Below are 11,903 nucleotides of genomic sequence, written 5' to 3'. Positions count from 1 at the left end.
CTGATGCTGAAAATATCCATTCCTACTGACATACAAGTTTTACTGGTAAAAGCCCTATTGAAGTCTGGAACCCACGAATGTGGCGGTGTTTTAATGGGTGAGCATATTGGTACAAACCATTTTAGAGTTAACTCATTAACTATTCAAAAGAGTGGAACGATAGCATCCTTTGTACGTGGAATTACGGATGCTATTAAAGCAATCCGTCTTTTTCATAAATCAACAAACAATAATTATCAAAAATTTAACTATTTAGGTGAATGGCATAGCCATCCTCTCTTCAGTGTACAACCCAGCAGTAAAGACCATCACACCATGAGGGAATTGGTGTCCGATCCAAAAGTGGGTGCAAATTTTGTAGTCTTACTGATTTTTCATTTAAAAAACAATCATCTTGATGGCAGTGCTCACACCTACCTACCAGATGGTTCCTGTTACCGATCCACCCTAGATTTAGAGAGATAATAATGAGTGCGAGTCTGTTAGAAAAACAATCAACTGGTGGTGCGATTGCACGAGTAGGATTTGAATATCAGGATGCATTTGTATTAAGGAGCTTACCGCTATGGCTTTCACAAAGTGCATTTAGCCATATAGTGAGTGAAGCATTAAGTGATATAGAAGTTTGTTATTTTTCTTCGGAAAAGTCATTACATGTAATGTATGAAGCAAAAAATCACTCCTTAACGGCTACGGAATTTTGGGATGAAATAAGGCGTTTTAAAAGTCTTTTTGATACCCACCCAAAAAACTTTATTTGGTTTAATTTAGTATGCCCAAGTTATAACACCGCTATCTCACCATTAATTTCAAAAATAGACCGATTAAGAGGGGTTGGATCTTCTTATGATGACGACTCTTCAGTTTCAGTGAATGGGCGCTCGGAATACCTTGATTGGTGTGTTGGTAAAAAAATTGATTTCTCTTTAGCTGAATTTGCTCTTGATTATGTTGGTTTCATAACTTTTAATTCTGAGAATAGTGAGTCTATATTTCTAAGTGAAATTCAAGACACAATAAATATTGAACTGCTCAGGAGTCAGGTCAAACAACTAAAAGATCAGTTTAAAAACCTGATTTCTCGTTCTTCTTTTGGTCCAATATATCGCAAAGACTTTGAAAATTTTATTTGCCATGCTCTTGAAGAAGATAGAAGCCAGTGGCTATTAGATCCTATTAAAATTAATCTTTCAGCATCATCCAGTCAGTATCAAGACTTAAACTTAGATATTAGTGATTTCAATGGTCCTGATCGTGCTCAAAAAACCTCCAGCGACTGGAACAGCCTAATCAAAAAAGCAGTATCGATTGGGGATTTCATTCATAACAGTGGTGACCGTAGAACCCTCCTTATAGATGGCAAACAAAGAATGTCCACTGCATGTATGCTTGGCTATGTTTTTAGTGCCACACGTAATTTCCTACTCGAAATAGAACATAATGGCCTCATTTATCGCACTGATGACCATAAACAGAAAGAGGGACAATTTTTTACTAAAATCGAAGCTGTTGAACCACAGGGTGAAACTGAAGCCATAGTCGCTATCGGATTTCCTACAGCTATAGGTAAAGACATTGACTCTACGATTAATGAAGTAAAGAGCTTGCCTAGATTGAATTTAGAAAGCTCTCATGCCATTGATAATATGGAGACTCTAAATCTTGCTGTGAGAGAGGCAAAATCTGCTTTAGTTTCATTTAAATCCGAAAATAAGTTATCTAAATTACACCTCTTTATTAAAGCACCCTCAGTTTTTGCAATGGTCTTGGGACATCGCTTGAATGGTATTTGCGATATCCAGCTTTACGATTGGGTAGATGGGCAATATATCCCTACAGCCGAACTGAACTTATAAGAAGAATTGATTATTCGATAATATTACCAATAGAGAGGTTGATCATGAACAATCATTCTAATGAAGAAAATACTGATAACTCTTCAGATAAAAAATCACCCGCATTCAAAGTCCTTGAATCCAATGCTGAAAAGTTCTTAATGGTTTGGTGGTATGGGGCGTTAGCAAAAGCTGATCGTAGAAATGCTCAACCTAAAGTTCATGTGGCTTTTAGGGAACTTCTGGAAGATTACACACCCACAGATAATTTTATTTTTATTGATGCAAATATAACAGATTTGATGTCTTGGCCTATTGGAACAGTTTGGCACCATGAACGATTAGTTGACTATCTTCCTTTGGAAATACGGGAATTTGATATTGATCATACAAATTTTAAACATACCTTTGTTCAAGCATATAAGCGAGATGAAAAGACAGGAAAAATAGATCATTTCTTCTCAGACAGGAATAAGTTTTATATTAACCCAAGCCAACGTGAAAATTGTATTTCTTTCTCTTTAAAGGATCAGGAATATAAGGAGCTTCTCGTACCTTGTTTTGAGTTTCTGGTGAGAGGATATGGCCTCTCTACAGAACTTCCTAGAATTCTAACAACATATGATGAGGTCGAAAGACATGAAAGGCTCTACACCCCTCATCCAGAAGAAGAAAATACATGGACTATCCTTATAGGTGATAGTCTCACATCAGATGATCATGTATTTATTGCCTACTATAAATATAGCGAATATACCCAAGATGCCGTAAGAATCTTATTTAGCAGTATTGCAAAACATGATGATTTTATCCAAAGAAACCATATATACCCTAAAGTAATGCCGTGGCATAAGGAAACGAGAAAAATTAGGGTTTCAGGTTTTTGTATTCCTGACACCAATGCTTTTTTAGCCTTGACAATCCTTGGAATAGAACTACCTGATCAAACACTTATCAGACGTGTTCCAAAGGTAATTCACCGCATTAAGAAACCTGTAGATGTCAACTCACCTAATCCTCCTCAGTTGCAACTAGGTCCTGGTCAGATTAACGTATCTGAAGATCAAGGAGGGCGCAAACCATTATTACAATCGGTTATTTTAGGTCATGAATTTACATGGTTAGGTTCAGGCCCTATCGGGGAAAAAAGTAAAACAAAGTATGAAAGAACCATCACCCAACCACAGAGAAAGAAAAATACTAAAGAAACCAATACAGTTGGTACAGGAGAACCTGATAGCTCTAAGGAAGTTCTAAATGTCCAAATTAACCCGACCACTAATGGAGATACAGAGTTTGAAGCTCCATATCATGGAAGAATCATGGGCCTATGGAATGCATGTTTAAAGGCACGCTCGTTAAATCCCAGTATTGTCAATGCAGTCCACTATTATACTTTTGAGGAAGAGTTTGATTACAGCGATAAACCCACTCTCATGGCTTTTTTCGTTAATTCAGAAACATTAAATAATAAAGATATTACAGATGGAGAAAAACAAACTTATAAAAATTGGTGTTATGCAAACTCAAATAAAACAGCACTTCGTGGAGCATTGGTCATCCGATTATCTCTTGTAAATTGCCCTCCAGTTTATCTTTTCGATATACAACCAGCGACTTACGTTTCAACTGTAGATGGGGAAAGTGTTCTCAAGGAGCGTGGGCATGCTGGTCTAATATTTAGGTCAAGAACCGTAGAACAATTTGAGCAGTATATTTCTGGGCTCATGGAGAGCCTGCCTTTGTCAGAGGGCTCTTATACGACAACTCTCCTAGGCTCCAATTTGGTTACTCAATTATTTGTTTTTAGACATTCAAAATCTGCTGGCTTGTCAGAGGGTGAATCAACGTTATTGAATGCTCTAAGAAAAATTGGAATTACGAATATCAAGTTAAAGGAGGAAAAGGAGGAAAAGGAGGAAAAGGAGGAAAAATAATTTTCGAATCTTACAATTGTGACCATCTTCTTTTAGCCTATTCCATAATTCTTTCCTATGGGTAATTTTATTACATATCAAATTGAATTATATATAGTTTAATGGCACTTTTAAGTGCCATTAAACTTGGGTACCACTTGTGACTAGATAAGCACCTATATTAGGAATATTTAACCTTTTTAAACTCAGTGTTCTGAATCCTTTGGTATATTTTCAATAATGCAATGATGAATATCATCGTGATTGTTGAGTGATGTTTCAGCCTGAATAGTGACATGCTCAATACCTAGATTTTGTATGACATTCTCCAGATCATGTAAGAGTATCTGCACTTCCTGCATACTCATTTCTTCACTCACAACAATATGGCAGGATAAAATATAACGTTTACTTGTCAGACTCCATATATGTAAATCATGTACACCCTGAATTCGCTGGTCTTGAAGAATGGTTTCTTTGATTTCTGCCAAGTCAAATTTTTCTGGTGTACCCTGCATTAAAACATGCGAAGCCTTTACTACAACTGAATATCCACTGCGAAGAACAAGTATTGCAACTAGAACACTGGCTAAAGTATCTGCCCAGGCCCATCCAAAGAAGTAGATACATAGCGCAGCAGCAATTGCGCCAATAGAACCTAACAAATCACTGAGTACATGCAGGTAAGCACCTCGCATATTCAAGTCGTGTTCGGTATCACTACCTTTAAAAATCATTACTGCAACAATGATATTAATCAGCAATCCAATACTAGCAACGATCAACATCCCTTGTACTTCAATATGTTGTGGTTGCTGAAACCGTAGAATTGCCTCAATAAAGATATACAGTGCGATACCAACCAGTGTAATACCATTCAATGCAGCAGCCAGTATTTCAAAGCGTTGATAGCCGTATGTTTTATTTTTGGTAATCTGTTTTTGACCGATAAAGACTGCTGCAAGTGCAATACCAAGTGCAACAGAGTCACTCAGCATGTGGCCAGCATCCGAAATCAAGGCCAAACTATTGGTAATAAAACCACCTATAAATTCCACTGCCATAAAAATGGTAATCAGTAAAAAACTTATGGTCAGAATTTTTTTATTACTCGGGATATGGCTGTGGTCGTGATCATGATGATGACCACCATGACCGTGATGGTGTCCTGAGTGATCATGGTTGTGTTTATGGCCGTTACCATGACTATGCTTATGCCCAGAATGATCATGTTCAGAGTGTTTATGCTTGTGATCTTGTGTATGGTTGTGCGAAGACATTTTATAGCATTCCTGATTATGGCTCTAACTGACTACGCAATGGATGATTGTTGTAGTAATCACCGATGTATGTAATCTTATTATTTTTAACCTCAAAAAATGAAGCACCTTTAAAAGTGATTACTTTTGCGTCTTTGTTACCAGACTGGTCTTTTTTATTGAGGGTTCCCTGAAGCTGCCATTCGACAGCAACCTTATCACCAACAATGAGTGGCGGGGATGTAAGCGTCATCTTCCGATCAGGAATGACTGTTAATAAAAACTTGGGTACCTCAATTACAGATGCTGTACCTTTACGGGTTTCTTCATTACTTGTATTGAAATACTCAACATTCGGGTCAAGAACTTTAGTCAGGTCATCTGGCTGCGTACCATTCCAGATATTAAGATAGCTCTCCACGGTTTCCAAAGCTGTATTGATCGGTGCTTTTGCATGCGAAATTGAAGCTAATCCTAACGTCATAAGAATGAGTAAGAATGTCATGAAAAAAGGCTTTGATTTTTCCTCTTGACCATCAAAATCTTGCTTCAATTGATTGATATAAATAATGTTCATCACATTCACCTTAGACTTGAGTAAGTTCATCAGCGATCCGTTCGGCATCTTCCCTGGTATCGACGATTTCATAAGGTATGCCAAATGCCTTTACAGCCATTTCCGTCATCTTTCTGATGGCAACTCTTTTTTCCTGATCAGGTTCAATGCAGATAATTGCCTTACACAACTGATTAAGTTCATCTTTATGGTTTTTAAGCCAAAGACCACGTTGTTTAAAGTCTTCAGGTGTTTCTTGCATTGATAATTGATCATAAACAATCACAAACGGACTACTCATTTCCAGGAACTCCTGCATTTCCAACTGCCATTGAGGTGAATAGCCTGGAACTGCCTGATCTTGCTTAAACTCAACAAATGGGAAGTTTTCTATATCATGGATAATAAATTTCATTTACATGACCTCATATTCTGTTTCATCTTTTCAGGAATTCATCTCTTTCCATCAAAAGATGAACTCCATCGATGTGCTATTTCAAAGATTTACGTTCAATCTGTACGGTATGTTCATTCCAGCCTCCACCTAATGCCTTGTAGAGGTTGACCTGATTATTCAGGCGTTCCAGGCGGGTCTGTATAAGTGCCTGCTGAGATGCGTACAGTGTTCGTTGTGAGTCGAGGACTGCGAGATAATTATCTTCACCAGCATCAAAACGTAAGGTTGCCAACTTATGAGCATCCTGGCTGGCCGCAATCATTTGCTGCTGCGATTTGATCTGTTCATCTAGCGTAGATTTGCCAGCCAGCCCATCAGCAACTTCACGAAAAGCTGTTTGAATAGATTTGTCATAGTTGATGACTTCAATCTGCTTCATGATATGTGAGCGATCCAGATTTGCCTGATTTAAACCTGCACTAAATATGGGCAAGTTAATCTTGGGCATAAAACTCCATGCACCTGTACCTGCATTAAATAGATTATCCAGACTGGAACTTGCCGTACCCGCCGAACCCGTTAGGGTAATGGATGGAAAAAATGCTGCACGGGCTGCTCCAATGTTTGCATTCGCAGCCTGAAGCTTATGTTCTGCGGCACGAATGTCTGGACGACGTTGAAGTAGATCCGATGGTAAACCAACTGGTATATCCTGTATGACAACCTGATCAGGAATTTTTGGGGACTGGTCCAATTGGACCGCAAGTTCCTGTGTTAATGGCGAACCCAGAAGTAACACCAGAGCATTACGATCCTGTGCAGTAATACGCAAGAATTTTGCATAATTGATTTGTGCTGTGCGCAGTCCTATTTCAGCTTGACGTAAGTCAAATCGGGTTGCATTACCAACATCAACAAGTTTCCTGGTCAAGTCATAGGATTTCTGCTGTGTCGCCAAAGTCGCCTTGGTTAAACCTAACGTTTCCTGATCGGCCTTATAGACCAGATAAGCATTAGCAACTGCGGATACCAGACTTAACTGTGATGCTGTCTGGACCTCTTTAGAAGCCAAATAGTTCTGTAAAGCCTGATCACTCAGACTGCGTACTCGGCCCCATAAATCGATTTCCCATGCGACCGAAGTAACACCAACCTGATACATGCGGGGGTTATAAGCAAGATCAGACGGTAAACGCTGACTGGCTGACTCTGCGGTAACACTCACATGTGGTAAACGGTCAGCACGACGAATACGATACTGTGCTTCTATCGCCTCAACATTTAAAGCTGTCACCTTAAAATCATGATTGTTTTTCAATGCATGATCGATGAGTTGGAGCAAGACAGGATCGGTATAAAAGTCACGCCAGCCAATATCGGCTGCGACTGTTTGCTTTCCATTGTTCACTTGCCGCCCTGGATAAGCTTCTCCTGTTGGATAGTGTTCCGACATAGGAGAGACAGGTCGCTCATATATTGGTGCCATTGAACATCCTGCAAGAATAGTGGCAATGGTTAGTACACTCATTTTCTTGAGGAAAGTGTATCGGTTTAAATGAAGTGTTAAATTTTTCATTTTGAACCCTCCTGTACGATTGCTTTGGCCTGTTCTCTACGCAGAATAAAATTACGAATGACGACATAGAAAATTGGTGTAAACAGTAAACCAAAGATCGTCACGCCTAGCATTCCAGAGAAAACAGCGATACCCATTGTATGACGCATTTCTGCACCAGCACCTGTGGCTAATACCAGTGGTATCACACCAGCAATAAATGCAATTGAGGTCATCAGAATTGGGCGTAATCTTAATCGGGCTGCTTCAAGTACCGCATCAAAAGGATTCAAACCCTCATCCTCTTTGGCTCGGGCAAACTCCACAATTAAGATGGCATTTTTTGCAGCAAGTCCCACCAGAACAACAAAGCCAATCTGGGTAAAGATGTTGTTATCACTACCAGTTACCCAAACACCTACAATCGCAGATAACAAGGCCATTGGTGCAATAAGTAATACTGCAAAAGGCATTGACCAACTGTTGTATTGAGCTGCAAGGAAAAGGAACGCCAAAATAATTGCTAGAGCAAAAACCATGACCGCAGTATTGCCTGTATTCTTTTCCTGATAGACCAGATCGGTCCATTCATAGGTCATACCTTGTGGCAATGTTTCCTGCACAATTTTTTCAATTGCGGCAGTTGCCTGACCAGATGAATAACCTGATGCAGCGTTACCACTAATATCGGCTGATGGGAAACTGTTATAGTGCATAACACGATCAGGGCCAGAACTACGCTTAATCGTGACAAAGGTCGAAAGCGGAATCATGTCTCCCGCTGCATTTCTCACCTTTAACAGATTAATGTTCTCTGGTTGCATACGGAATGGGGAATCTGCCTGAGCAATTACACGATAAGTACGACCAAACCGATTAAAGTCATTGATATAGATTGACCCCAGATTGATTTGTAGTGTTTCAAAAATATCGGTCAGTGGTACACCTTGTGACTTCGCTTTTACACGGTCAATATCAACTTCAATCTGTGGAGCATTTGCCTGGAAACTCGCAAGCATACCGACAAGTTCAGGCGTCTGAGAGGCTTTCGCCATAATCTCGCCCTGTACACGTGCCAGTGTTTCAAAGCCTAAACCAGCCCGATCTTCAATTTGTAGCTTGAATCCGCCCATAGAACCTAAGCCAGGTACTGGTGGTGGTGGAAAGATGCCCGCAAATCCGTCAGGAATCTGACTGAATTTACCCATTAATTTTCCAGCAATTGCTCCTGCTGATAATGAGGGGTCCTGACGAGCCTCAAATGGATCAAGCATGGCAAACATCAAGGCAGAGTTTGGTACATTGACTGGACCACTTGGTGTAAAGCCTGGGAATGCCATGACGCTTTCCACACCAGGTTCATTCAGTGCAATTTCCGTCATCTGTTTAACTACAGCTTCTGTGCGGTCTAAAGATGCGCCTGTAGGTAACTGGGCGATACCAACTAGATAATACTTGTCCTGTGCAGGAACAAAGCCTTGCGGCACTTTGTTAAAACCTAACCAAGTTAGGCCAAGAAAACCTACATACAAAATCAGCATGATGGCACTTAAACGTACCCCCTTGCGGACTGCACCTACATATTTGTCCGATGCCTTATCAAAGAACCGATTGAATCCTCTAAAGAACCAACCAAATAAGCGTTCGGTTAAATCACGTTTTTTATTTCCAGCTTGATGTGGTTTAAGCAAGATACCTGCTAAAGCTGGTGAAAGTGTTAAAGAGTTGATTGCAGATAAGATGGTTGAAATCGCAATGGTCAAGGCAAATTGGCGATAGAACTCACCCTGCAATCCTGTAAGAAATGCCGATGGAATAAATACAGCAGATAAAACCGCAGTAATCGCGATAATTGGCCCTGTCACCTCAGACATTGCCTTACGGGCAGCTTCTTTTGGTGATTCGCCTAATGCAATATGCCGTTCTACGTTCTCCACCACCACAATTGCATCATCGACCACAATACCAATCGACAGTACCAGTCCAAATAAGGTCAATGTATTTAGGGAGAAGCCGAAATAATACATAATTGCAAACGTACCAATCAGTGAAACGGGAACGGCAATTAAAGGAATAATGGATGCACGCCATGTTTGCAGGAACAGGATGACAACAAGCACAACCAGTGCAATGGCTTCTAACAGAGTGGTAATGACTGATTTCAAAGAAGCTTTTACGAAAATATTTGGATCATAAGGAATTTTATAATCCACACCGTCAGGGAAGCTTTTCTTCAATTCTGCCATCGTTTCACGGACTTCACTTGAAACATCGAGTGCATTGGCACCTGGTGTCATAAAGATTTGTAAGGCAGATGTTGGCTTACCATCCAGTAAAGCTCGCATGGTATAAGCATCAGAACCCAGTTCAATTCGTGCAACATCTTTCAGGCGTGTGATTTGTCCAGTGTCACCAGCTTTAACCACGATTTCACTGAATTGCTCTTCAGTGGTTAAACGTCCCAGCGTATTAACAGTAACTTGATAGGCCGATGTTGTATTTGGTTGTTGACCAACAGAACCCGCAGCAACCTGCATGTTTTGTTCACGAATGGCTGCAACCACATCATTGGCGGTTAAACCACGGGCAGCCACTTTTTCAGGATCAATCCAGACACGCATCGAATATTCACCAGCACCACCAATCTCGATATTTCCAACACCTGGTAAACGTGCAAGCTCATCACGCACATTTAACAGTGCATAGTTGGACAAATATAGTGGATCATGATTCTTGTTGGATGACACCAAATTGATGACCATGAGAATATCGGGTGAGGTTTTTTCAGTGACCACACCAATGCGTTGAACTTCTTCAGGTAAGCGTGGCAATGCACGAGAAACCCTGTTTTGTACCTGTATCTGTGCTTTATCAGGGTCTGTACCCTGTTTAAAGGTGACGGTCAGTACCATCTTGCCATCGGCTGCGGTTTGAGAACTCATATACAACATGTTCTCAACACCGTTCACGGCTTGTTCCAGAGGGGAGGAAACCGTCTCGGCAATGATTTTGGGGTTGGCACCAGGATAACTTGCCATGACCTGTACAGTCGGTGGTGTAATGGCTGGATATTCACTCAATGGCAGTTTAAACAGTGATAAAGCACCGAGAATGACGATCAGCACAGAGATCACGACCGCAAATATTGGCCGATTAACAAAGAAATGAGGGAAATTCTTCATGGCTTATTTCCCCTGTGCGGCACTTTCAGTCGGAGTAGGCGTTTGCATTGGAACGATATTTGGCTTGACCTGCATTCCTGGGCGAACCAGCCCTTTAATAATGACTTTATCGCCAGTTTGCAGACCACTGCTAATAATCCGCAATCCATCAACGACCGAGCCAAGTGTTACAGGCCTAAATTCAACCGTATTATTCGAACCAAGAACCAGAACAAAATTATTGCCCTGATCTGTACCCACCGCCTGATCATCTATCAGAATGGTGGACTGTTTATTTCCAGTGGTCAGCTTAACTCTGGCAAACATACCTGGTGCTAATTCACCTGAATCATTGGTAATAGATGCCCTAACCCGTAGCGTCCCTGTACGCTGGTCAATTTGAGTACTTACAAAGTTTAATTTCCCTGTATAAGGATAAGTTTCTGTATTTGCCAATCCCATTTCGATTGGCAAGTTGAATTGTCCAGATTTATTTTGTCCCTTTAGATTGAGAAAGGTTTTTTCATCAAGGTCAAAATAAACATACAGCGGATTGACTGAAACGATGGTGGTTAAGGCTGTGGCATTGCCTGTATTTCCACCTGCAATCAAGTTACCACTGGTGACAAGAACACGGTCAATACGTCCTGAAATCGGTGCTGTAATATTGGTATAAGATAAATCCAGCTTCGCTGCACTGACGGCTGCCTGAGCCTCCTGTACTTGAGCCTGACGGTTATTTTTGGTTGCCAGTGCATCGTCATAAACCTTATTGGAGACGGCACCACTTTCGACCAGTTTATTTGCCCGGTTAAAATCCAGAACAGCCTGGCTATACTGAACCTCTGCTGCTTTCAGTCGTGCCTGGGCTGTCTTCAGAGCAACCTGAAAAGGTGCAGGATCAATTTTAAATAATACCTGTCCCTTACGAACATAACTGCCCTCAGGAACACTAACACTATTAATGACACCACCGACTCGGGACTTGATTTCAACGCTTTGTGGTGCCGATAAGTAGCCTGTATATTCGGCAGTTGGATTAAGTTCTTGTGTAATTACTTCCGCAACTGGAACCTGAGGAATAGGCATTTGAGCTGAACTAGCTTGTTGCTTGGGTTGATCCGATATATTTTTTGCTGTGTACAGCAGACCACCTGAGATAGCAATCACTACTGCTACAGCAACCGCTGTCATTCGTTTTTTCATGATATTCACCTTTTATGC

Annotated in this window: 9 protein-coding genes; 3 read left to right on the top strand and 6 right to left on the bottom strand. The window is 40.7% G+C overall.

Annotation, left to right across the window (positions count from 1 at the left end):
* Window positions 1–3 precede the first annotated feature (3 nt).
* From G4D73_RS10635 to G4D73_RS10625, 3 genes are read left to right on the top strand one after another with little or no spacing between them, the layout of a single operon-like run.
* The gene (locus tag G4D73_RS10635) at window positions 4–465 is read left to right on the top strand and encodes a Mov34/MPN/PAD-1 family protein (RefSeq protein WP_000913090.1); all 462 of its coding nucleotides are present in this window, start codon (window positions 4–6) and stop codon (window positions 463–465) included.
* 2 nt (window positions 466–467) lie between these two features.
* Window positions 468–1,856 (top strand): dsDNA nuclease domain-containing protein, encoded by a 1,389-nt coding sequence (locus G4D73_RS10630; protein ID WP_001276481.1) that lies wholly within the window; start codon window positions 468–470, stop codon window positions 1,854–1,856.
* A gap of 44 nt (window positions 1,857–1,900) precedes the next feature.
* Window positions 1,901–3,772 (top strand): hypothetical protein, encoded by a 1,872-nt coding sequence (locus tag G4D73_RS10625; protein WP_001059331.1) that lies wholly within the window; start codon window positions 1,901–1,903, stop codon window positions 3,770–3,772.
* A gap of 185 nt (window positions 3,773–3,957) precedes the next feature.
* Here G4D73_RS10625 and G4D73_RS10620 read toward each other — a convergent pair whose 3' ends face one another.
* The 6 genes from G4D73_RS10620 to G4D73_RS10595 form a co-directional block, all read right to left on the bottom strand.
* A complete protein-coding gene (locus tag G4D73_RS10620) occupies window positions 3,958–5,031 on the bottom strand; it encodes a cation diffusion facilitator family transporter (RefSeq protein ID WP_000094607.1) in 1,074 nt (357 codons plus the stop codon).
* Between the two features lie 16 nt (window positions 5,032–5,047).
* A complete protein-coding gene (locus G4D73_RS10615; protein ID WP_228305163.1) occupies window positions 5,048–5,587 on the bottom strand; it encodes a nuclear transport factor 2 family protein in 540 nt (179 codons plus the stop codon).
* 10 nt (window positions 5,588–5,597) lie between these two features.
* Window positions 5,598–5,981, bottom strand: a complete 384-nt coding sequence (locus G4D73_RS10610) for a hypothetical protein (protein WP_005060897.1) — start codon at window positions 5,979–5,981, stop codon at window positions 5,598–5,600.
* A 76-nt stretch (window positions 5,982–6,057) separates the two neighbouring features.
* Window positions 6,058–7,539, bottom strand: a complete 1,482-nt coding sequence (locus G4D73_RS10605; protein WP_005060895.1) for an efflux transporter outer membrane subunit — start codon at window positions 7,537–7,539, stop codon at window positions 6,058–6,060.
* Window positions 7,536–10,700 (bottom strand): efflux RND transporter permease subunit, encoded by a 3,165-nt coding sequence (locus G4D73_RS10600; protein ID WP_213686731.1) that lies wholly within the window; start codon window positions 10,698–10,700, stop codon window positions 7,536–7,538. Before G4D73_RS10600 ends, G4D73_RS10605 begins: the two co-directional genes overlap by 4 nt.
* A 3-nt stretch (window positions 10,701–10,703) precedes the next feature.
* Window positions 10,704–11,885 carry an efflux RND transporter periplasmic adaptor subunit gene (locus G4D73_RS10595; RefSeq protein WP_023187985.1) on the bottom strand — a complete coding sequence of 394 codons (1,182 nt, stop codon included), beginning with the start codon at window positions 11,883–11,885 and terminating at the stop codon, window positions 10,704–10,706.
* Between the last annotated feature and the right edge of the window lie 18 nt (window positions 11,886–11,903).

This window comes from Acinetobacter sp. WY4 (assembly GCF_018438165.1).
Taxonomy (GTDB): domain Bacteria; phylum Pseudomonadota; class Gammaproteobacteria; order Pseudomonadales; family Moraxellaceae; genus Acinetobacter.
Note: the sequence above shows the minus strand (reverse complement) of the source record. Positions and strands in the feature narration are given on the sequence as shown.